Origin of the sequence: Streptomyces sp. NPDC079020, assembly GCF_044542225.1 — a bacterium.
Taxonomy (GTDB): domain Bacteria; phylum Actinomycetota; class Actinomycetes; order Streptomycetales; family Streptomycetaceae; genus Streptomyces.
The window spans coordinates 139,592-161,884 of record NZ_JBITUB010000011.1 but is presented as its reverse complement, the minus strand read 5'-3'; the positions used below and the strand labels follow the sequence as shown (position 1 = coordinate 161,884).

At 71.0% G+C, this 22,293-nt stretch carries 19 protein-coding genes; 10 read left to right on the top strand and 9 right to left on the bottom strand.

Annotated features, from left to right (window positions below):
* Position 1: 1 nt before the first annotated feature.
* From ACIGJO_RS23680 to ACIGJO_RS23665, 4 genes are all read right to left on the bottom strand, one after another.
* A complete protein-coding gene (locus ACIGJO_RS23680) occupies positions 2-1,855 on the bottom strand; it encodes a BTAD domain-containing putative transcriptional regulator (protein ID WP_399961067.1) in 1,854 nt (617 codons plus the stop codon).
* A 13-nt stretch (positions 1,856-1,868) separates the two neighbouring features.
* On the bottom strand, positions 1,869-2,132 hold the full coding sequence (locus ACIGJO_RS23675; RefSeq protein WP_399961065.1) for a hypothetical protein: 264 nt from the start codon (positions 2,130-2,132) through the stop codon (positions 1,869-1,871).
* A gap of 226 nt (positions 2,133-2,358) precedes the next feature.
* Complete coding sequence (locus ACIGJO_RS23670; protein ID WP_399961063.1) at positions 2,359-4,941, bottom strand: ABC transporter permease; 2,583 nt, start codon at positions 4,939-4,941, stop codon at positions 2,359-2,361.
* Positions 4,938-5,726 carry an ABC transporter ATP-binding protein gene (locus tag ACIGJO_RS23665; RefSeq protein ID WP_399961060.1) on the bottom strand — a complete coding sequence of 263 codons (789 nt, stop codon included), beginning with the start codon at positions 5,724-5,726 and terminating at the stop codon, positions 4,938-4,940. The genes ACIGJO_RS23670 and ACIGJO_RS23665 overlap by 4 nt, the downstream gene beginning before the upstream one ends.
* Positions 5,727-6,095: 369 nt before the next feature.
* Here ACIGJO_RS23665 and ACIGJO_RS23660 point away from each other — a divergent pair, with 369 nt between their 5' ends.
* From ACIGJO_RS23660 to aac(6'), 6 genes are all read left to right on the top strand, one after another.
* Positions 6,096-7,796: an MFS transporter gene (locus ACIGJO_RS23660; protein ID WP_399961058.1), complete on the top strand. Its 1,701-nt coding sequence runs from the start codon at positions 6,096-6,098 to the stop codon at positions 7,794-7,796.
* 176 nt (positions 7,797-7,972) lie between these two features.
* Positions 7,973-8,494 carry a DUF485 domain-containing protein gene (locus ACIGJO_RS23655; RefSeq protein WP_399961056.1) on the top strand — a complete coding sequence of 174 codons (522 nt, stop codon included), beginning with the start codon at positions 7,973-7,975 and terminating at the stop codon, positions 8,492-8,494.
* The gene (locus tag ACIGJO_RS23650; protein WP_399961054.1) at positions 8,491-10,098 is read left to right on the top strand and encodes a cation acetate symporter; all 1,608 of its coding nucleotides are present in this window, start codon (positions 8,491-8,493) and stop codon (positions 10,096-10,098) included. Before ACIGJO_RS23655 ends, ACIGJO_RS23650 begins: the two co-directional genes overlap by 4 nt.
* Positions 10,099-10,894: 796 nt before the next feature.
* On the top strand, positions 10,895-11,269 hold the full coding sequence (locus tag ACIGJO_RS23645; protein WP_399961052.1) for a hypothetical protein: 375 nt from the start codon (positions 10,895-10,897) through the stop codon (positions 11,267-11,269).
* The gene (locus ACIGJO_RS23640; RefSeq protein WP_399961050.1) at positions 11,269-13,032 is read left to right on the top strand and encodes a caspase domain-containing protein; all 1,764 of its coding nucleotides are present in this window, start codon (positions 11,269-11,271) and stop codon (positions 13,030-13,032) included. Before ACIGJO_RS23645 ends, ACIGJO_RS23640 begins: the two co-directional genes overlap by 1 nt.
* Before the next feature lie 365 nt (positions 13,033-13,397).
* Positions 13,398-13,880, top strand: a complete 483-nt coding sequence (aac(6'), locus tag ACIGJO_RS23635) for an aminoglycoside 6'-N-acetyltransferase (RefSeq protein WP_399961048.1) — start codon at positions 13,398-13,400, stop codon at positions 13,878-13,880.
* Positions 13,881-13,979: 99 nt separating this feature from the next.
* Here the strand turns inward: aac(6') and ACIGJO_RS23630 are convergent, their stop codons facing one another.
* From ACIGJO_RS23630 to ACIGJO_RS23610, 5 genes are all read right to left on the bottom strand, one after another.
* A complete protein-coding gene (locus tag ACIGJO_RS23630; RefSeq protein ID WP_399961046.1) occupies positions 13,980-14,555 on the bottom strand; it encodes a hypothetical protein in 576 nt (191 codons plus the stop codon).
* On the bottom strand, positions 14,552-15,949 hold the full coding sequence (locus ACIGJO_RS23625) for a hypothetical protein (RefSeq protein ID WP_399961044.1): 1,398 nt from the start codon (positions 15,947-15,949) through the stop codon (positions 14,552-14,554). The genes ACIGJO_RS23630 and ACIGJO_RS23625 overlap by 4 nt, the downstream gene beginning before the upstream one ends.
* Positions 15,946-16,752, bottom strand: a complete 807-nt coding sequence (locus ACIGJO_RS23620) for an ATP-binding cassette domain-containing protein (protein ID WP_399961042.1) — start codon at positions 16,750-16,752, stop codon at positions 15,946-15,948. The genes ACIGJO_RS23625 and ACIGJO_RS23620 overlap by 4 nt, the downstream gene beginning before the upstream one ends.
* Before the next feature lie 84 nt (positions 16,753-16,836).
* Positions 16,837-17,652 carry a zf-HC2 domain-containing protein gene (locus ACIGJO_RS23615; protein ID WP_399961039.1) on the bottom strand — a complete coding sequence of 272 codons (816 nt, stop codon included), beginning with the start codon at positions 17,650-17,652 and terminating at the stop codon, positions 16,837-16,839.
* Positions 17,649-18,152, bottom strand: coding sequence for an RNA polymerase sigma factor (locus tag ACIGJO_RS23610; RefSeq protein WP_399961267.1), 504 nt, complete (start codon positions 18,150-18,152; stop codon positions 17,649-17,651). Before ACIGJO_RS23610 ends, ACIGJO_RS23615 begins: the two co-directional genes overlap by 4 nt.
* A gap of 234 nt (positions 18,153-18,386) precedes the next feature.
* Here ACIGJO_RS23610 and ACIGJO_RS23605 point away from each other — a divergent pair, with 234 nt between their 5' ends.
* The 4 genes from ACIGJO_RS23605 (at position 18,387) to ACIGJO_RS23590 (ending at position 22,058) form a co-directional block, all read left to right on the top strand.
* Positions 18,387-18,992, top strand: coding sequence for an RNA polymerase sigma factor (locus ACIGJO_RS23605; protein WP_399961037.1), 606 nt, complete (start codon positions 18,387-18,389; stop codon positions 18,990-18,992).
* Positions 18,980-19,960, top strand: a complete 981-nt coding sequence (locus ACIGJO_RS23600; RefSeq protein WP_399961035.1) for a CU044_5270 family protein — start codon at positions 18,980-18,982, stop codon at positions 19,958-19,960. Before ACIGJO_RS23605 ends, ACIGJO_RS23600 begins: the two co-directional genes overlap by 13 nt.
* A gap of 135 nt (positions 19,961-20,095) precedes the next feature.
* On the top strand, positions 20,096-21,091 hold the full coding sequence (gene coaA, locus ACIGJO_RS23595) for a type I pantothenate kinase (protein WP_399961033.1): 996 nt from the start codon (positions 20,096-20,098) through the stop codon (positions 21,089-21,091).
* Between the two features lie 13 nt (positions 21,092-21,104).
* Positions 21,105-22,058 carry a DUF389 domain-containing protein gene (locus ACIGJO_RS23590; protein WP_399961031.1) on the top strand — a complete coding sequence of 318 codons (954 nt, stop codon included), beginning with the start codon at positions 21,105-21,107 and terminating at the stop codon, positions 22,056-22,058.
* The last annotated feature ends 235 nt before the right edge of the window (positions 22,059-22,293 follow it).

Genomic DNA, 22,293 nt, shown 5'->3' with positions numbered 1-22,293 from the left:
TTCACACCTTCTCTGTGCGGCGGATGCGGATCCGGGCGGTTCTTCGTAGGTGGGCGCGGAGCAGGGCGTGGATGCGGTACGGACCGGGCGGGCCGTCCTCCAGCAGTCCGGCGTCGGCCAGTTGCTCCAGCGCGGCTTCGGTCTCCGGTGCGGTGTCCCCGGTCACCGGGATGTCCGGCGGGCCCGCCCCGACCCGGAACAGCGCCTCGGACAGCCGGGGGTCGAGCCGGTCGATCGCCCGGTCGAACAGACCGGTGACGGACAGGCCCGGGGAGTCGGTCAGGGTGAGCCGGGCGAGCGGGTCCTCGCCCAGCCAGTCGACGGCGTGGCCGAGTTCCAGTCCCGGCCGGGTCAGCAGCCGGGCGGTCAGGATGCGCAGGGCCGCGGGGAAGTGTCCGCAGAGCGCCGCCAGCCGGCGGGCGGCCACGGGTTCCGCCTCGACGCGTTCGGTGCCGAGCGCGGCGAGCAGCAGGGCGTAGGACTCCGCCTCCGTGAAGGCGGAGAGCCGGTGCACCCAGCCGCCGTGGGTGGCGATGAGTCCGGCCAGCCCCATCCGGCTGGTGACGACGACGGCGATGCCGGGGCCGTCGGCCGGGAGCAGCAGCGGGCGCACCTGATCGGCGTCCACCACGTCGTCGAGGACGAGCAGGGCGCGTTCGCCCGCGCTCGCGGAGCGCAGGGCCCGCGACACCTCGGCCGCGACCTCGGGGACGCGGCGCGGTTCACCGTCCGGCCGGGTCATCCGGACGAGCAGCCGCCCGGCCGGAAAGGAGTCCCGCACCAGGTGGGCGACCTGGTGGGCGAGCGCCGACTTGCCGATGCCGGGCGCGCCCGACACCAGGACGGCGAGCGGCTGCCGGTCCTTCGCCCCGGGTCCGGCGGCCGCGGTGAGCCGGGCGACCATGGCGGCCGTCTCGGCCTCGCGCCCGGTGAAGTGGGGGACGGGGGGCACGGGCTGGACCCCGGGGCCGTCGACGGCCTCCCCCTCCACGACCCGGACGGCGAAGGCCGCACCCCGTGCGGAGGCGGCACCCGGCGCGGGCGCGGGGGCGGGCCCCAGCGCGGGGACGGGCCCTCGTGCGGGGCCGGGCAGGGCGGCGGTCTCCGCCCCTCCCAGGTCCTCGCCGCGCAGGATCGCCAGTTCCAGCTGGCGCAGGGCCGGCGAGGGGTCCACTCCCAGTTCGTCCAGGAGGAAGCCCTTGACCCTGCGGTACTCGGCGAGTGCCTGGGACTGCCGTCCGGTCCGGTAGAGCGCCTCGATCAGCTGCTCGTGGAACCGTTCGTGCCCGGGGTATACGCGCGTAGCGGTCCACAGTTCGACGAGCGCCTCTCCACAGCGCCCCAGTCCCAGCAGCAGGTCGCAGACCCGCTCCACGCCGCGCAGCCGCTCCTCCGCGAGCCGTGGCACCTCGTCCCGGTGCAGGACGTCGGAGCGCACATTGGCGAGCAGGGAGCCCTGCCAGAGCGACAGCGCGTCCTTCAGCGTGTAGAGCTCCGCCTCCGGGTCGTCGGACAGGGCCACGGCCCGGCGTACCTGGTCGCGGAAGCCGAGGAGGTCCAGGGTGTGCGGTGCGGCGGTGATCCGGTAGCCGCCGGGCACCGCTTCGATCGAGGTCTCGGTGACCCCGTGCTTGGTGAACAGCCGGCGCAGCCGCAGCACACAGGTCTGGAGCGCGGCCTTGGCGGTGGCGGGCTGCTCCTCGCCCCACACGGCCCGCTGGAGATATTCGGCCGACACCACGGAGTTGGCGTGCAGCAGGAGAGCGGCGAGCAGGATCGTGGGCTTCGACGGCTGGAGTACGACGGTGTCGGGGCCGTCCGCGAGGGCCAGCGGCCCGAGGAGCTGAAACCGCATCACGGCTTCCGCCCTAGTCCCAGCCGTTGACCAGCTTGCACACCTGAACGGGCCCGGAGGAAACGGGCAGTCGCCCGATGAGCTCGTCCAACTGCGTACAGATCACCTGGACCGCGTGTTCGGGAAGCCGTTCCGGGGACCCCGTGGCGGCGGGGGCGGCCGAGGCGGCACCCGTGGAGAGAGCGAGTGAGACGAGCGTGAGAGCGGTGACGGCGACGGCGCCGCGCACCGGACCGCGCGGCTTCCGCGAAAGCGGAGACAGCAAAGACACAGTCACGTTTTCCCCTTCGGCTGTGGCGTCCTGCCGGGGAGTCCCGGCACGGATGAATATGCCAGCGGGGAACGGAGGGGGGCCGGGGCCGTGATGACAGCTTGCTGCACGGGGCGCGGCAGCTTCGTGCAGGGCGGGTGCGGGCCGGTTCGGGGGGCGAATGTGTTCGGCCCCGGGGCGTTTGGAGGAACGCCCCGGGGCCGGCACCGTCATTCTACGGTGACCGCTGTTGTCAGCCGTCCGTCGCGATCGCGTTCAGGACGTTCATCCGGCCCGCCCGGAAGGCCGGGACGAGTGCGGCGAACAGTCCGACGAACGCCGAGCCGACGAAGACCGTGAGGATGGTCGGCCACGGGATCTCCAGGACCCCGAGCCCCTCCAGCGCGAGCAGCTTCTGCGCCGAGGTGCCCCAGCCCATCCCCAGGCCGAGTCCGAGCAGGGCGCCGAAGAGGGCGATGACCACCGACTCCAGACGGATCATGCGGCGCAGCTGGCGCCGGGAGAGCCCGATCGCCCGCATCAGGCCGATCTCCCGGGTCCGTTCGACCACGGACAGGGCGAGGGTGTTCACCACTCCGAGCACCGCCACGATGATCGCCAGGGCCAGGAGCCCGTACACGATGTTCAGCAACTGGCCGATCTGGTCCTTCAGTTCCTGCTTGAAGTCCGTCTGGTTCTGCACCTTGTACTGCGGATAGGCGTCGATCGAGGCCTTGAGGGAGGCATAGGCCTCCTTCTCCTTGCCCTCCTGCGCCTTGGCGAACATGATCCCGTTCTTCGGCATCCGGTCGGCGGGGAGGTAGCGCTCGGCGGTCGTGATGTTGGTGTACATCGCGCCGGTGTCGACGCTCGTGTCGTCCGAGGTGATCGCGGCGACCTTCAGCTTCGCCGTGTCGCCGGCCTTGAACGCGACCGTGATCTCGTCGCCGACCTCGACGCCGTGCTCCTCGGCGTAGCCGTCGCCGACCGACATGGCGTTCTTGCCGTACGCGGCGGCCAGGTCACCGGCGACCGTCTCGCGGCGCAGGTCGTCCTTGTACGTCGGGTCGGCCGCGACGATCTCCTCGTCGTTCGCGACACCGTCGGGTGCGGTGATCCGGGCGTCGATGGTCCGGTACTCGGTGAGGTGCTCGATGCCGGGCGCCGCTTCCAGCGCCTTCGCGGCCTGGGGCACGATCAGCTGGCCGGTGGGCGACTGGACGATGAAGTCCGCGCCGACCGACTTGTCGAGCTCGTCGGTGGCCGAGGCCACCATGGACGAGCCGACGACCGAGAGACAGGCCACCAGGGCGAGGCCGATCATCAGGGCCGCGCCGGTCGCCCCCGTACGCCGGGGGTTGCGCAGCGCGTTGCGCTCCGCCAGCCGCCCGACCGGGCCGAACAGCCGCAGCACGACCACGCTGAGCGCCCGCACCACCAGACCGGCCAGCAGCGGGCCGATCACGATGAAGCCGATCAGGGTGAGGAAGACGCCGAGGCCGAGGAACAGCGATCCGTCGCTCGCCTTGTCGGCCTGGGTGGTGGCCCACAGCGCGGCGCCTCCGGAGCCCGTGAGGACCAGGCCGATACCGGCCCGGATCCAGCCGGACTTCGCGTCCGCCGGGGTTCCGGCCTCGCGCAGCGCGGCCATCGGGGAGACCTTGCCGGCCCGGCGGGCCGGGATGTAGGCGGCGAGGACGGTGACGACGGTGCCGAGCACGAGTCCGGTCACCGGGGTCGTCCAGGCGAGGGTGAGGTCGCCGGTGGAGAGTTCCATCCCGATGGAGCTCATCAGCTTCATCAGCCCGACGGCGAGCCCGACCCCGGCGGCGACGCCGAGGACCGATCCGACGATGCCGAGGAGTACCGCCTCCACCAGCACGGACCGGTTGACCTGCTTGCGGCTGGAGCCGATGGCCCGCATCAGGCCGATCTCGCGGGTGCGCTGGGCGACCAGCATGGAGAAGGTGTTGACGATCAGGAAGATGCCGACCAGGAGGGCGATTCCGGCGAAGCCGAGCATCGCGTACTTCATGACGTCGAGGAAGGACCCCATGGAGTCCTTGTTGGCGTCGGCGGCCTCCTGCTGGGTCCGGAGGGTGTACGGGGCCGGGTCACCGAGCGCCGAGGCGACGTTCTTCTTCAACTGCGTGTCGCTGATACCGGGTTCGGCGGTGATGGAGATGTGGGTGAAGGCGCCGGGCGTGCCGAGCAGCTTCGCCTGGGCGGTCGCGGTGTCGAGGTAGACGATCGCGGCGCCCGGGTTGGTCACCTTGAACGCGGCGATCCCGCTGATCCGTGCCGTGATGTCACCGGTGACGGCGATCGTGCGCAGTTCGTCGCCGATCTTCAGGTGGTGCTTCTCGGCGGTGTCGGCGTCGACCATCACCTCGGTGGGGCCGCGCGGGGCGTGACCGGAGGTGATCTCCATGGAACGGAGGTCGTTCCGGGTCCAGTTGCCCGCGAGCGTCGGGGCGCCGGTCTCCGACCCCATGTTCTTGTTGTGGCTGTCGACGACGGTGACCGACGCGCTCGTGACGGCGCCCTCGGCCTTCTCCACCCCCTCGGCCTTCCCGGCCAGCTGGACGACGGAGGCGGGCAGCGACTCGGGCTTCCCGCTGTCCGGCATGCCGTCACCGCCCTTCGGCGACTTCGGGCTGATGGTGACATCGGCCGACGTCGCCGCGAAGAGCTTGTCGAAGGTGGTGTTCATCGTGTCGGTGAAGACGAGCGTGCCGCACACGAACGCCACCGACAGCATGACCGCGACGGCGGACAGCGCCATCCGTCCCTTGTGCGCGAGGAAGTTGCGCATCGAGGTCTTCCAGACGGTCATGACGTCCGCCCGCGTGCGTCGAAGTGCTTCATCCGGTCCAGGACCTGATCGGCCGTCGGGTTGTACATCTCGTCGACGATGGAACCGTCGGCGAGGTAGAGCACCCGGTCCGCGTAGGAGGCGGCCACCGGGTCATGGGTCACCATGACGATCGTCTGGCCCAGGTCGTCGACCGACCGGCGCAGGAAGGACAGCACCTCGGCGCCGGCCCGTGAGTCCAGGTTCCCGGTGGGCTCGTCACCGAAGATGATCTCCGGCTGCGAGGCCAGGGCGCGGGCCACCGCGACGCGCTGCTGCTGACCGCCGGACAGCTCGGTCGGCCGGTGCTTCAGCCGCTCGGAGAGGCCCACGGTCTCCACGACCTGCCGGAGCCAGCCCGCGTCGGGCCTGCGGCCCGCGATGTCCATCGGCAGCGTGATGTTCTCGATCGCGTTGAGCGTCGGGAGCAGGTTGAACGCCTGGAAGATGAAGCCGATCCGGTCCCGGCGGAGCTGGGTGAGCTTCTTGTCCTTGAGCTTCGTGATCTCGGTCTCGTCGAGGAATATCTCGCCGGAGGTCACGGTGTCGAGGCCGGCCAGGCAGTGCATCAGGGTCGACTTGCCGGAACCCGACGGCCCCATGATCGCCGTGAACTGCCCCCGGGCGATGTCCACATCGACATGGTCGAGCGCGACCACCCGGGTCTCCCCCGCCCCGTACGCCTTGACGACCTGCCGTGCTCGCGCAGCGACGGCCGTACGCCCTCCAGTGCCCCCGTGCCTGGGAATGGTTACAGCCGTTGTCACGGTTTGACTCCTATGTCGGTCAATGGCGGAACGTCTCTGCGTACGGTCCGAGTCTCGGGTGTGGAGGGGGTCCGGCGCGATGGTGCTCAGCGCAGTCCTGTGGTGGGGTTTTCCCCACCCCGCCCCCGTTGCGGGCCGCATGCGCGACGTAGGAAAAGGCTAAGGAACGGGCCCCCGCCGTCACGTCCTCCGCCGGGAGGAACGGCCCCCGGGCACGACTGAGGACAAACCCCTAGGGGTCCTCGCCCCCCGGCGGGGTCCGGCGTAGGGGGCCGTGAACACCCCCGGCGCGGACCGGCCGATGCCGGATCCGTTCCCCATGGCCCTCCCGCCGGGCGACGCGCGGTGAGACAGTGTCCCGGGAAATACATGCATAGGGAAGGAAAATCTGTGGGCGGCACGGACGGCGACACCGAGGCGATATCCGGTCCGGCCGCGGAACCCCCCGGCCGCCCCGGAGCCACTCCCCCCGACGCGGTCCCGTCCCCCGGCCCCGGGGCCACGCCGCCCGGTCCGGACGCCGCCGCGCCCACCGGGGCGGCCGACGGGCCGAAGAGCGGCCCCAGCACTCCCCGGGGCCGCCGCCCGGTCGTCGCGGCACTGATGCTCGGCATGGCGCTGGCCGCCATCGACGGCACCATCGTCTCCACCGCCGTCCCCCAGATCGTCGGCGACCTCGGCGGGTTCGCGGTCTTCTCCTGGCTCTTCTCCGGCTATCTGCTGGCCGTCACCGTCACCCTCCCCGTGTACGGGAAGCTCTCCGACACCTTCGGCCGCAAGCCCGTCCTGGTCGCCGGGATCATCCTCTTCCTCGTCGGCTCGGTGCTCTGCGCCGCCGCCTGGAACATGGCCGCGCTGATCGCCTTCCGGGTCGTGCAGGGCCTCGGCGGCGGCGCCCTCCAGGGCACGGTGCAGACCATCGCCGCCGACCTCTACCCGCTCAAGGAACGCCCCAGGATCCAGGCCAAGCTGTCCACGGTCTGGGCCACTTCGGCCGTCGCCGGCCCGGCGGTCGGCGGGCTGCTCGCCGCGTACGCCGACTGGCGGTGGATCTTCCTGATCAATCTCCCGGTCGGGGGCCTCGCCCTCTGGCTGGTCGTCCGTCACCTCCACGAGCCGTCCCGGCCCCGCCCCGCCACCCGGCCCCGGATCGACTGGGCGGGCGCGCTGGCCGTCTTCGCGACGGGCGCCGTCCTGCTCACGGCGCTGGTCCAGGGCGGCGTCGCCTGGCCCTGGCTCTCCGCGCCCTCGCTCGCGCTGTTCGGGGCAGGCGCCGCGCTCGCCGCGCTCACCGTCGCCGTCGAGCGCCGGGCCGCCGATCCGATCATCCCGGGCTGGGTCTGGCGGCGCCGGACGATCGCCTCGGTCAACCTGGCCCTGGGCGCCATGGGGCTGCTGATGGTCGCGCCGACCGTCTTCCTGCCGACGTACGCCCAGGCCGTCCTGGGGCTCGGCCCGATCGCGGCCGGTTTCGTGCTCTCCGTGATGACGCTGAGCTGGCCGGTCTCGGCCGCGCTCTCCAACCGCGTCTACCACCGCATCGGCTTCCGGCTCACCGCGATCATCGGCATGAGCGCCGCCCTGCTGATCCTGCTGGCGTTCCCGTTGCTGCCCTACCCCGGCGCGGCCTGGCAGCCCGCACTGATCATGCTGCTGCTCGGCGCGGCCCTCGGACTGTTCCAGCTCCCGCTGATCGTGGGCGTCCAGTCGACCGTCGGCTGGTCGGAACGCGGTACGACGACGGCGTCCGTCCTCTTCTGCCGGCAGGTGGGCCAGAGCATCGGGGCGGCACTGTTCGGCGCCGTCGCCAACGGGGTGCTGGCCTCCCGGCTGACCGACACCTCCGTTCCCGGGCTGTCGGGCGGCCTGGACGCGGTCTCGCGCGCCCTGGACGAACCGGGATCGCTCTCCGCGGCTGCGACGGACCATCTGCGCCGGGCTGTCGACGCGGCGGTCGACCATGTCTATCTCGGCGCCGCCGGAGCGGCCGCGCTCGCCCTGCTCGTACTCGTCCTTCTCGCCCCGCGCCGCTTCCCGATCCTCGACGAAGGCGCGGAAAGCGTCCGTTAGGCAACCAGGAAGTGGACAACCTCCCTTCTGCCAAGGGTATTTAGGCGTACCCCCTCCCCACCCGGGGTACCCGTTAGTAATCTACGCGCATCAACCGGCGCCCCGGCGCCTCCGCTTCAGCCTTGCACGTCCACCCCTCGGGCCCCCCAGCCATGCAAGGAAAGGCGCAGTACCCGATGCCGACCAACGACCCGCACCCTCCCCCCTACCAGCACGACTACCTGCTGCCCTGGCAGAGTTCTCCACCCGGGACGGCCCAGCTGCCGCCCGCCCGGCCCCAGTGGTCCGCCCCGCGCGAGGACGCCCCTGCGGCCGGCCCCGGCCAGGAATCCGGCCGTCCCGGCGAACTGCGCCGGCTTCGCTCCGCCTACCGCGTCCTGCGCCGGGTGGCCACCTTCACCGCGCTCAGCTATTTCGTGCTCTTCCTCGCACTCTCCGCCTATGCCCCCGAGTTGATGACCCGCCGGATGGGCGGGGGCCTCACCCTCGGGCTGCTGATGGGCCTGGGCCAGCTCCCGGTCATCGGGCTCGCCATCCGGGTGTACGAACGGACCGCCGAACGGACGGTGGACCCGCTCTCGGAGGCGTTGCGCGACGACGGCCGCCCCCGTACCGGCGCCGCTGTCCACCGGCGTGCGCACGCCGCACCCACTCCCCGTACGCGCACCCGTACGGCCGACGACCGGGCGGGACGATGAACGGCTTCGACGAGTCCGCGCAGACCATGTCCCTGGTGGCGTTCATCGCCGTGGCCACGGTCGCCCTGCTGCTCTGTGTGATGACCGGTCCGGAACGCGACGACCTGGACACCTTCTACACCGGCTACCGCACACTCTCCCCACTGCGCAACGGCCTCGCCATCGCCGGTGACTACCTCTCGGCGGCCACCGTCCTCGGCGCCACCGGCCTCACCGCCCTCACCGGCTACGACGGACTCGTGGTCGCCCTGAGCACCGTGCTCTCGCTCGTCCTGCTGATGTTCCTGCTGGCCGAACCCCTGCGCAACGCGGGCCGGTTCACCATCGGGGACATGCTCACCCGCCGGGCACCGGGCCGCGCGGTCCGCATCACCGCCTGCGCCGCCGCGCTCGCGGCGCTCGTGCCCCTGATGGTCGTCCAGCTCGCGGGCAGCGGAAATCTGCTCTCCTTCATGCTGGGCTTCGACAGCTCCGGATTCCGCACCGGGTCCATCGTCGCGCTCGGCATCGTGATGATCGCGTACTCGGCGATCGGCGGCATGAAGGGAACCACCCTCATCCAGATCGTGAAGACGGTGGTGCTCCTCGGGGCCGCGCTGCTCGTCTCCGCACTCGTGCTCAACCGCTACGACTGGAGCCTCGGCGCCCTGCTCCAGGCCGCCGTACGCGGCAGCGGGGCCGGGGCGGCGTACCTGCACTCCGGGCTCCAGTTCGACGGCAACGACCTGGACATGATCAGCTCCGAGCTGACCCTGGTGCTCGGCGTCGCGTGCCTCCCGCACATCACCATGCGGATGACGAGCGTCAGCAGCGCCCGCGCGGTCCGCCGTTCACTGTCCTGGGCCGTCGCCATCGTCGCCGCCATCTGTCTGCTGCTCACCCTCGTCGGCTTCGGCGCGGCGGCGCTCATCGGCCACACGCAGATCGTCGAGGCCGGAGCCCAGGGCAACAGCGCCATCCTCCAGGTCAGCGGCGCGGTCGCGGGCGGCGGCGGAGCCGGGGCGCTGATCGTCACGCTCATGACCACGGCGATCTTCCTCACCCTGCTCGCCTCCGTCGCCGGAATGATCCTGGCCTGCGCGAACTCCCTCGCCCACGACCTGATCGCCCACGGTCTGCGCAGGCCGGGCAAGCCGCCCCTGAAGGAACGCACCGAGATGGGCATCGCGCAGGCCGCGGCCGTCGCCATCGGCCTGCTCACCATCGCCCTCGCGGTCCTCGCCCGGCACTGGAACCTCCAGGCCCTGGTGACGCTCTCCTTCTGCGTCGGCGCCTCGGCCCTGGCCCCGGCGCTCGTCTACAGCATGTTCTGGCGGCGCTTCACCCGGACCGGACTGCTCTGGACGCTCATCGGCGGCACCCTCAGCGTCCTGATCCTCTTCACCGGCACCAACCTGATCTCGGGCTCGCCCGACGCGGTGTTCCCGGACGACGACTTCAACTGGTTCCCGTACACCACGACGGGCCTCGTCTCCGTCCCGTTCGGCTTCCTGGCGGGCTGGCTGGGCACCGTGTTCACCCGCCGGGGAACCGAGGAACAGCGCGAGCAGTACGAGGCGGTGGAGCCCCTGATCCTCGCGGGCCCGCCCGGCCGGGAGCGGTGAGGGGGCCGGGCGGCCGGCTCGCCGCCATGGGTGCTGCACACCGCGTCGGTTCGCCCAAGGTGGCACGGGCCAAGCGGTGGGGTCGCCCCGGAGGACTGCGGAGCTGGATATGAACTGGCGCCCGCGGACAGCACGAAGCCCCACCATGCCGAACGCGGCGGGGCTGCCCGGCACAGTAGAGAACCGGGGGGCAGAAGCCCCCTCGTTCCCGAATCCGATGTGAGGCGTTCGTTACGGTGGCATCTGCCTTCACCGACTGCGAGTCCACAATGGCCACGGTCGGTTCCGTCTCCCTGCCCTCCGCCTGGCAGACACGCTCACGAAGCCGGTCATGCGGTTCCCGCACGAGGCCGTGCTCGCGCCGGCGGCGGAAGAACGCGTAGACACACGCCCAGGGCGGGAAGTCCGCGGGCAGTGAAACACCACTTGAGACTGCAACAACAAGGGCCTCCCTGTCGCTCCGGCTTCGACAACCGCGAGCTGCCAGGAGGCCCTTTCCTCATGCGCGCACAGCGGCGAACTCAAGCGGTCCAGAACCCTGTTCGATCAAGAAAGACCGCCCGATCAGAAAGACAACAGCTTGTCACCGCAGGTCACACCCCAACCACACGTTCGACCTCATCACGCCCAACAGCTGAGAATGCTCGCGCCCTGGTGGTACCCGGGCGGTACAGCTCGACCTTTGGCCGGAATCGTGAACTCGCATCCAGAGTAGCTACGTTCCCTTTTCCCTTTGACGCACAGATGGCCACGTCAAGCAATACACTCCCTACTAAAGGTAAGTGAGGGGGAGTCCATGACCACAGGGCTTGAAGTGACGTTGCAGCCGGGTAGCACCCGATTCGATCCGGAGGATCAGTCGTGGCATGACCAGGTCGCAATCTTGCACGCGGCGCTGCGCGAAGAGGTAGAGGCAGTCATTCGGCGCGGCGCACCGGAGGCGGGCCATAAAGGCGCCGTCGAGGCAACATTGCTCGCATTGGGGTCGTCCGGGGCGCTGACCGCAGCCGTGGCGTGTTTCAAGGCCTGGCTGGCCCGGGACAAGACCCGGACGTTGACCGTGACCTGGAGCGACAGCACAGGAGCCGAGCAGCAGCTCCACATCACCGGTGACAACATCGACCTCCATGCACTCACCAAGGCTCTTGAGACCCGGTCAGGGGACAGCTGATGGCGGAAGGCCGACGTTATCGGGGCCTACTGATCGGCAACGCCGTCTTCCCCTTCGATCCGAACGGCCTTCCCGCCCTCAACGGCCCCCGGGATGACGTCGCGCAGCTCAGGCAGGTGCTTACGGATGCGCAGGTAGGGCTGTTCGACTCCACCGATCTCGAAACTCTTGCCGACCACGGGATCCAGGACGTTCGGGAAGCGGTAGACGAACTTTTCACCAAGGCCAAGCGCGGGGACGTAGTGCTGCTGTACTACAGCGGCCACGGCCTGCTCGACGAGCGCGGCACTCTCTATCTGTGCGCCAACAACACCCGTTCCAGCGCCCTGCGGTCCACGGCGCTGAGCGCCATCGAGATCAACAACATCGTCGACAGCTCGGCGGCCTCCAGCACGGTCATCATTCTCGACTGCTGCTACAGCGGCGCGTTCAAGAGCGCCGCCGCCGAGGCTCCCCTCTCGGGCCGGGGCCGCTATGTCCTCACCAGCAGCAGATCCACCCAACTCACCCGTGCGGCGAACAGTCCCGGCCAGCCCAGCCCGTTTACCGGCCAGCTCGTGCGCGCCCTGCGCACGGCACAGCCTGACAAGGCCGCCGCGCACCTGAGCATCGTCGAGGTCTACCAGCAGGTGCACGACTGGGTGACCGTGGGGACCGTCATTGCCCCACAGCTGAGGTTCACCGGAGAAGGCGACGTGGCCTTCGCGCGCCGCCCAGCCCATCCCCTCCCCGCGCAACCGCAGAAAGACATGGTGACCGCAGTCGATACGCCTGAGCAGGCAGAAGACACAACCAACCAGCAGCTCGCGGACGGGAACAAGAAACGTGCGGCCCCCTCTCAGGCTCAACCGGCTGCGTCGAGAATGAGTCGACGCCGTGCGCTGGCCGCGCTCTCCTTCGCCGGGGTCGCAGCCGGAGGCGGGACGCTTTCCTGGGCCCTGTGGCCCAAGGGCGCCCAGAGTGGGGCCGACTCCAACAAGTCCACGTCCGCCGACCCCGGCAAGTCCACGTCCGCCGACCCCGGCAACCCCGTCTTCGAAGTGCCGAGCGGCAAAGGGAAGATCGACGCGGTCATGCAGGTGCCGGTGCCGGACGACCCACAGTCGGATGCACCACGCGACTACTGGCTGTTCGCCGGCAGCGACTACCTCCGGGTCAGCATTTCCTCCACCGCACAATATCCCGTGGATCGGGTTCTGAGGGGCACCACCAAGCTGAGCTCGTGGGGCGCCACCATTGGGCAGGCAAATCATTTCCCGGAGGGAATCGACGCCGTACTGCGCGTTCCGGGAGAGTCCAATCAGTACTGGGTGTTCTCCAAGAATCAGTACATTTGCATTGAGGTATCCCCCGAGAAGCCATACAACGACGAGCTGGTTTCCGGCCCCAGCCCCATCAGCGACTGGAGCGACGCCTTCCGTGGCTTCACCAGCATCGATGCGGTGATTCCAGTACCAGGTAATACGAATCAGGTCTGGGTGTTCTCAGGCAAAAATTACGTCCTGACCGAGCTCAAGGACAGCGGGGAGGCAGGAGGCGCGGCTCGGACGTACGGGGCCATTTCCGCCGGATGGAAAGGCAGCATTGGCTCACTCGAAGGATTCTCCACCGGGATCGACGCAGCGATTCCCCTGCCAGACCATCCCGATCAGTACTGGGTATTTTCTGGGATGCAGTACGTGAAGATCGAGATCCTCACGGACAAAGACCACACCGACTCAGTGCTCCAGGATCCCAGCACTCTCCGCACCGAGCCCACGTGATGAGCGCTCAGGGTCTTTGAGAGGTTTCGAGGTGGGCGGTTCGCCTGCCGAGAGGGCGGTTCGGCGGTTGTCGACGCCGGGGTGATCAGTACGTCCAGAAGCAGGCAGGGCGGGACCACGCAAGACTGCGACAACAAGGGCCTCCCTGTCGCTCCGGCTTCGACAACCGCGAGCTGCCAGGAGGCCCTTTCCTCATGCGCGCACAGCGGCAAACTCACTGGATCCAGCACCCTGTTCGATCAAGAACGACCGCACGATCGGACTCCGGCTCGCGGACGGACGTTCCGACAACGCCGCGAGGTGCCGTAGCTGTCGTCGCGCACCCGCCACGAATTGCGGGACACCCCTCAGGGGAGAATGGCGGCATGGAGTTGCATGGGGACAAGGTCGTGCTGCGTCCGGTGGCCGAGGGCGATACCGGGATCACCGGGATCCTCGAAAGGGTCGTACGTGAGCCGGAGGTCGCGGCGTGGTGGTCGCCGCCGGACAGCTACGAGGGCATGCTGGCCGTGGTGTTCGAGGGTGAGGTCATCGGCGCCGTCCAGTACGACGAGGAGACCGATCCCGAGTTCCGCCACGCCGGCATCGACATCTTCCTGACGGCGAAGTGTCACGGGCGGGGGCTCGGTGCCGACACGGTGCGCACGCTGGCCCGGTGGCTGGTGCGGGAGCGCGGCCATCACCGGCTGACGATCGATCCCGCCGCGGCCAACACGGCGGCGATCCGCTGCTACGGCAAGGTCGGGTTCAGACCCGTGGGGATCATGCGGGCGTACGGGCGCGACCACCGGACGGGCGCCTGGAAGGACGGGCTGCTGATGGACCTGCTCGCGGACGAGCTGGTCTGACACAAACGGCGGCGGTCACGGACCCGTACTCCGCAACCGCCGCCGCCCATGCCCGGTAACGCCGACGCCGGCGCCCGCCGCCGCCCGCGCCCGGTGCCGCTAGCGTCTGGGCCCGCCGGCCACGTACACCGCCGTGCCCACGACGGCCAGGACCGCGGCCGTCCAGGTGCCGGCCGCCGAGCCGGGCGGCAGCATCATCCAGGACAGCACCTGCGTCGCCACACCCGCCGTGGGCGGTACGACGAAGGAGACCGACACCCACGCGAACGGCAGGATCCACGCGTACTGCGCCCCGCACCAGGCCGCCCCGAGGGCGACGAGTCCTGCCAGGCCCGCGCTGTCGCGCACCACGAAGGCGGCGGAGGCCTCCTGCCCGCTCATCGTCCGCGCCGCCAGCAGCACCGCGCCGGTGATCACGCCGCAGAGCAGCACGTGCGCCGCTCTGCGGGGCATCCAGCGGATCGCGGCCGTCCGGTCCAGCCCGAGGTCCTGCCCGCCCAGACCGACCGAGAACGCCATGGCCCCCGCTGTGAGGATGAGCATGGTCACCTGCGGATCTCCCAGTGTCCCGCCGCCGATCCGGGCGAGTGACCACACCACCGCGACACTGAGCAGCACCGCGGCGAGCGAGGCGGGGACGTGCCGCGAACGCGCGTACAGCGTCAGCCATCTCACTGGACGGGACCACCGTTCAGTACGCTGAGCGCGTCGTCCGAGCAGGAGACCGCGGCAGCGTGCATGGCGCTGATCCGCTGCCGCTGCTCCGCCTTCGGCAGTGCGGCGAACTTCTTCCACACCGGGCGGGCCATGTTGTTCTGGTCCTTCGCGGAGTGCATGGTCCTGTCGAGCGGGCGGGGTTCTTCCCCGAGGACCCACGCGGTCGCGATGCTCTGGGCGACGGCGTCTTGCTGCGTGCCGCTCTCGGTTTCGCTGCGGGGACTGCACAGCGGGACCATTCCCTGCGCGACGAGAGCCCGGGTGAGAGGCCGCTCGCCCTTGGCCTCGCCGATCATCCGGTCGTCGAAGTCGAGGAGCACGGAGTCGCGCGACCGTTCCGGCCTGGCGCCGAACGCCTTCGGCACGGTGGTCTCGCGGATGGCGACGGGGGCCCGGTCGCCCAGAGCGCCGCGCATCAGTCGAAGCGCCTCCTTGCCGGGACCCGCCAGGCCGTCGAGCCGCGCCTGCCGGAGCGCCGTCACGCACACCGGACCGTCGCACACCTGCTCCGCCGCGGCCCGGTCGACGACGTACGTGTCACGGGCGGTGGCCGGCAGCACGAGCAGGGCGAGCACCCCGCCCGCCACCAGGGGGGCGAGGGCGAGCAGCCGGGTACGCGGGCGGGCGGCGGCCAGCAGAACGAGGCCGGTCGCGGCCAGGCCGAGCAGCCAGAACGTCTGCCCGAGGTGCACGGAGGCGGAGAAGGTGAGGAGCGGGTCGCGTACGTCCGCCGACGTCGGTGACAGCAGCGAGAGAGAGTTCGACACGAAGCCGGCGGTCGGCTGCGGGGCGTCCGAAGACTGGACCTGCCGAAAGAAGTTGTTGAACATGAGGGCGGCCACGGCCAGTGCGGGCGGCGTGAGGACGGAGGGCAGGGCCCGCGCGACCCCCATGCCGAGGACGGCCCCGGCGCCCAGCGCGAGCGCGCCCACCAGCGAGATGGGCAGCCAGCCGAGGTGGGTGTACGAGGCGTCGCCCGCGAGGACCTGCACCACGCCCACGACGGTGAGGAGAGCGAAGGCCGCGCACAGCGTGAATGCCGTCGTGCCCGCCAGAGTGGCCGCGCGGTGCCGTGCGGGCCGCGGGGTGCTGGTCAGCAGTTCGGACATCTTCGAGCGGTGGTCGCGCAGCCCCTGGAGCGCCCCGAGCCCCACGGCGAGCGGCCAGATGAAGAACAGCACGTACCGGGTCCACAGGGCCGTGGAGGTCCACTGGGCGGTCCACAGCATCGAGCCCTTGGACCACGGACCGGGGACGAGGAGGAGGAACGCGAGCGCGGCCACCAGGACGACGACACCGGCCCACGGGGCGACGGACCGTCGCAGCTCGATGCGCAGGATACGGGGATTCACCAGGCACTCCTCGTCTGTGCGGGATCGGCCAGCAGAGCCGAGTAGCCGCGCTCCAGCGGGCTGTCGCCCACGTGTTCCGGTCCGCCCGCCGCCGCCAGTTCGTCCGGGGTGCCCTGGAAGACCAGCCGCCCCTCGGCGAAGAGCACCACGTCGGTGCAGGCGGCGGCCACGTCCTCCACCAGATGGGTCGAGACGACCACGCAGGCGTCCGCCCCCAGTTCCTGGAGCAGCTCACGCAGGCGCAGCCGCTGGGCCGGATCGAGGCCGACCGTCGGCTCGTCGAGCAGCAGGACCGACGGGTCGTTGACGATGGCCTGGGCGATGCCGGCCCGCCGGACCATGCCGCCCGAGAGGGCCTTCATCCGTTCGTCGGCGCGGTCGGCCAGGCCGACCCGTTCCACGGCGCGCTGTGTCGCCGCGGGGATGTCCTCCTTGGGCACCTCTTTGAGCCAGGCCATGTACTCGACGAACTCCCGCACGGTGAAGCGCTTGTAGTAGCCGAACTCCTGCGGCAGATAGCCGATCCGGCGGCGCAGCGCACGGTGCTCGCCGAGCCCGCCGACGGACTCCCCGAGCAGTTCCAGTTCACCTCCGGCGGGGCGCAGCACGGTGGCCAGCGCCCGGATGAGGGTGGTCTTGCCCGCTCCGTTGGGGCCGAGAAGGCCGTGTACGCCGGTTCCCAGCGATATGTCGAGCCCGTCCACGGCCATGCGGTTTCTGCCGACCTTGACCTTCAGACCGGTCGCCCGGATCTCCCAGGCGTAGGCCGTGGGGGCCAGATCGGCCCTGCTCACTGCGGGCATGGTGCGCGTCCTCTTCTCTCGGGGTTCTGTCGGGGTTCTGTCGGATTTCTTCCGGTGGTGCCGCCCGCGGTTCTCACGGGCGTTTCATCGGTGGGCCCTCAGCACGGTGTACGCGCCCCTGCGGGCGATCACGACGGCGACGCCGAGCGCGAGGATCAGGCCCCACACCGGCAGGCCGTCCGTTCGCAGGGCGACGGCCGTACCGCTGGTGACCATGGCCGGTGCCGCCACCACCGCGCCCCACACGCTCACCAGGGCGACGGCGGCGCGGGTCACACCGATCAGCCCGCCGAGGGCCAGGGTCATCGAGGTGAAGGCCAGGCAGGGCAGCAGCCACTGCACGGCCGTCACTCCCGTGGCCCATCCCCCCGCCAGCAGGGCCGGGATCACCACGGCGAGCACGGAGGCGGTGCGCCGCAGCACCAGGGGCAGCCCCGCCCTCGGGGTGGAGGCCGTCAGCTCGTACGCCGGGTCCAGACCGCGCGACCACGAGGCGGCCACCCCGCACACGGGCAGGACGGGGGCGAGCAGCAGCACCAGCGACACCTGACCGGCGCGGGGTCCCGCCAGGTCCAGCAGCAGGGCGAGCAGGGTCACGGCCAGGACCATGGCGAGCCACGGGGTCATGGCGGGGGTCGTCCACGCCGACAGCCGGGTGCGGAGGCCGCGCGGCGGGGCCGGGGCGGCCGCGGCCAGTTGGGGTTCGAGTCCGGCCCAGACAGCTCCGGTCAGCGCCGCGAGGGCGGGCGCCTCCGCCGTGACGGCGGCCGACAGCCGGTCCCGGCAGAGGCAGCATCCCTCCAGATGGGACTCCAGGGCCCACACCTCGTCCGCGACGAGGTCCGTACCACCGCGGGCGTACCCGTCGATGAGCCGTGCCGACGCGTGTTCCCTCGTCATGTCAGCGTCTCCCGCATCGCGATCCGGGCCCGGCGGGCACGGGTCTTGACCGTTCCCTCGGGCAGTCCGAGCAGGACGGCGGTCTCCCGGACGGACAGTCCGTCGAGCACCATGGCCTGCAGTACGTCTCTGAGTTCCGGTGCGAGGCACCGCAGCGCGTCCCCGACATCACCGCCGACCGTGGCCACCAGCGCCTCGTCCTCGGCAGCCGGCGCCACGGGGTGCGGGGCGGCGGCGGGTGGCGGTTCCGCGTGGTGGGCCCGGCGCCGGAACGCGTCGACGAGGCGGCGGGCCGCGATCGTCCAGAGCCAGCCGACGGCCGTCCCCCCGGCCCGGCTCCCGGCGAAGGAACCCGCCGCCCGCCACACCGCCAGATACGTCTCCTGCATGACCTCGGCGACGATCTGCGGGTCCGCGCAGCGACGGCTCAGCCGTACCGCCAGCCACGGTGACGTACGCCGGTACAGCTCCTCGAAGGCGGCCCGGTCGCCCCGGGCCACGCGTCGGAGGAGACGCTCCTCGTCCAGTTCCTGCGGCGGTGCCGCCCCAACCCGTTTCACACCTGCTAGACGCCCTGCCGGGGCCACGGGTTTTCCCCGGGGAGTGATCCGGGTCACATCGAAGGGGTGGCACCGGCGCAGCGGCCCGGGCCGTGAACCTTTCCGGCCGCCGCGGGCAACAGGGGGTGTCAGACTCACCGACCGGCTCACCGGCCGATCACCCTGGGAGGCGCTGTGCCCGGACGACCACCACCGTCGGCCGAGCCCGACGACGCCGAGGTGATCGCCCAGTCCCTGGAGCGGCCGGAGCTGTTCGCGGGGCTCTACGACCGCCACGCCCCGGACATCCACCGCTACGCCGCCCGCCGCCTCGGGGAGGGCGCGGCGGACGACATCACGGCGGAGACGTTCCTCGTCGCGTTCCGGACGCGGGGGCGCTACGACACCGCCCACCGCCTCGCCCGGCCCTGGCTGTACGGCATCGCCGCCAACCTCATCGGCAGGCACCGGCGTACCGAGGTGCGGGCCCTGCGCGCCCTGGCACGTACCGGGCACGACCCCGTCGCCGCGTCCTGGAGCGAGCGGTCCGACGACCGGATAGCCGTCCAGGCACCGCTGGCCGGGGCACTCGCCGGGCTCTCGCCCGGGGACCGGCACGTGCTGCTGCTCGTCGCCTGGGCGGACCTCGGTTACCAGGAGGTGGCCGAGGCCCTCCAGATCCCCCTGGGCACGGTCCGCTCCCGGCTCAACCGGGCCCGTCGCAAGGTCCGCGAGGCGCTGCGCATCGATCCCTCGTTCACCCCGGACGACCTGGAGCTGACCCCGTCATGGACGAAATGACCCAGCTGCGCGACCTGCGGGCCGACGCCCCCGTACCGGACCGCGCCGCGCTGGCCCCCGGACGGCAACGGCTGACCGAGGCCATGGCGGGGGGCCGCCGCACCCGCCGGCTGCGGGCCGACTGGCGGATCGCCTCGCTGGGCGCGGCGGCGGCGATCACCGCGGCGGCCGTGTTCGGCACCCAGCTCACCGACGGCTCCGCCCCCCGGAACACCGGCCCGGCACGGATCGTGAGCGGCCTCGACCTGTCCGGCCCCGCCGCGACGCTGAACCGGGCCGCCGACTTCCTGGAGGGCGTACCGGCTCCGCCCGAGCCCCGTGACGACCAGTGGATCTACACCCGGTCCGTGACCGGGAGCCCCGAGATGAAGGTCAGGAGCGACCAGATCGCCGATGCCCGGAACACGAGCGACGCCTGGACCCGGTACGGGAACGCCGCCGCGGAGAAGGACCGGTCGGACGACGACCGCTCCGCCCGCGAGATCTACCGGGCCACCGCCGCCCTGCCCGAGGACCCCGCGGCGCTGCTGGCCGAGGTCCGCAGGCTCTACCCCTCGGACACGGGCCCGCAGGCGGACCCCGAGAGCGAGGAGGAGCAGACGTTCCGGGGCCTGGGCGTGCTTCTGTCGTCCTACCCGGTGGCTCCGGACGCCCTCGCCCGGATCTACCGGGCCATGGCCACGATCCCCGGTGTCGGGATCACCGGCCACCTCGTGAAGGACGCCGCGGGCCGCAGGGCCATCGCCGTCACCCGCGACGAGAAGGGCACCCACGTGCGCCGCGAGATCCTCCTCTCCCCGTACGACTACACGTACGCGGGCATGCGCTTCGTGGTCACGGAGGACTACGAGACGGAGATGCCCAAGGGCATGGAAGGCCCCACGCAGAAGTTCACCGCCGGTGACATCACCATCAACGAGGCCCGCGCGGCCGCCGCCGTCGTCGACGCCAAGGGCGAGAAGCCCTGAGCGCGGCGCCCTGTTCCTCCCGGCGGGTGCCGGTGTCCACTACAGGGGTGTGGACACCGGCACCCGCCGGGTGCCCCTCCCCCACGTGACCGAGCCCACCCCCCACCGCGTGGAAACTCCCGCAACAATGAGGTGGTGATCACTTCGCCGCCACGGAGCAGCCACCGTCGCACCGAGCACGCGCCGACGCCCTACGTCGACCTGTCACGCGCCGAGTGGAGCGCGCTGCGCGACAAGACTCCGCTGCCGCTGACCGCCGAGGAGGTGGAGAAGCTGCGCGGACTCGGCGATGTCATCGACCTCGACGAGGTACGGGACGTCTACCTCCCGCTCTCCCGGCTCCTCAACCTCTACGTCCAGGCCACCTCCGGCCTGCGCGGCGCCCTGAACACCTTCCTGGGCGACGCGGGCAACGGCCACGGCGAACAGCGCGGCACCCCGTTCGTCATAGGCGTCGCGGGCAGTGTCGCCGTCGGCAAGTCCACCAGCGCCCGTATCCTCCAGGCCCTGCTGGCCCGCTGGCCGGAGCACCCGCGCGTGGAACTGGTGACCACGGACGGGTTCCTGCTGCCGATGAAGGAGCTCAGGGCACGCGGCCTGATGTCGCGCAAGGGCTTCCCGGAGTCGTACGACCGGCGCGCCCTCACCCGCTTCGTGGCCGACATCAAGGCCGGCAAGGACGAGGTCACCGCACCGGTCTACTCCCACCTGATCTACGACATCGTGCCCGGCGAACGGCTCACCGTGCGCCGCCCCGACATCCTCATCGTCGAGGGCCTCAACGTGCTCCAGCCCGCCATGCCCGGCAAGGACGGCCGCACCAGGGTCGGTCTCGCCGACTACTTCGACTTCAGCGTGTACGTGGACGCCCGCGCCGAGGACATCGAGACCTGGTACCTCAACCGCTTCCGGCAGCTGCGCGAGACGGCGTTCCAGAACCCGTTCTCGTACTTCCGCAAGTACACCCAGGTCTCCGAGGAGGAGGCCATGGACTACGCGCGCACCATGTGGCGGACCATCAACAAGCCCAATCTGCTGGAGAATGTCGCGCCGACGCGCGGCCGTGCCACCCTGGTGCTCCGCAAGGGGCCGGACCACAAGGTCCAGCGGCTGTCCCTGCGCAAACTCTGACTCCGGGAGCGCCGTGCTGCATCTGCGTCTGATCGTGCCCGCCGACGCCACGGACGGGGTGGTCCGGCTTCTGGAGACCACCGTGGGCACCGCCCATCTGGTGGTACTGACGGGCGCGGCACGCGACCCCGCCGGCGATGTGGTCCTGTGCGACGTGGCCCGTGAGGCGGGCGACGAGCTGATCGGCGCGCTGCGCGACCTGGGCATCGACAGGACCGGTTCGATCACCGTCGAGAACACGGACCTGACGCTCTCCGCGCACGCCGACCGGGCTGAGAAGGCGGCGCCTGGCGAGGGCGCGGACGCGGTGCTGTGGGCGGAGCTGACGGAGGCGACCCACGAGGAGTCCACGTTCAGCGTCACCTACGTGGCCTTCCTCGCCGTCGCCACGATGCTCGCCGCCTGCGGTGTGATGCTCGACAACGCGATCCTGATCGTGGGCGCGATGGCGGTCGGCCCGGAGTTCGGCCCGCTGGCCGGGATCTGCACGGCCCTGGTCCGGCGCTCCCCGCACCTGGTGTGGCGCTCGCTGTGGACGCTGATCGCGGGCTTCGCCATCGCGATGGCGGTGACGGCGGGGTTCGCCTGGCTGATGGACGTCTTCGGCCTGTTCACCCGCGCGATGGTCGAGGGTGACCGGCCGAACACGGCCTTCATCTGGAAGCCCGACTGGATGTCGTTCGTGGTGGCGTTCCTGGCGGGGATCGCCGGGACGCTCTCGCTGACCTCGGCGAAGTCCGGGGCACTGATCGGCGTGGCGATCTCGGTGACGACGGTCCCGGCGGCGGCGAACGCGGCGGTCGCTTTCAGCTATTCGGACTACACCCAGACGATCGGCTCCTCCCAGCAGCTGCTGGCCAACCTGGGCGGCATCGTCCTCGCGGGCACCCTGACCCTGCTGGTCCAGAAGGGCCTGTGGGCGGCCCACCGCCGGTCGGAGGCCGCCGCGAAACGCCCGCGCGCCTGATCCCCACGGCTCTGTGATCCTCATGGTTCGAGGCGGTGCACCCGTACGCTGCCGTCGCCGCCCGCCGTGACGGCGACGGGAGGGCCGTCGCCCCGGGCCGTCGCGACGGCCCACACGGATCCGCGGGGCCGTGTCCAGGCTTCCGGAGACCGCGCCGGGACGGCCCGGGACGGTGGTGACCGCCGGGGCCATCCCCTGGTACGTGTGACGGCCGGAGGTTCACCGGGTACGGCCG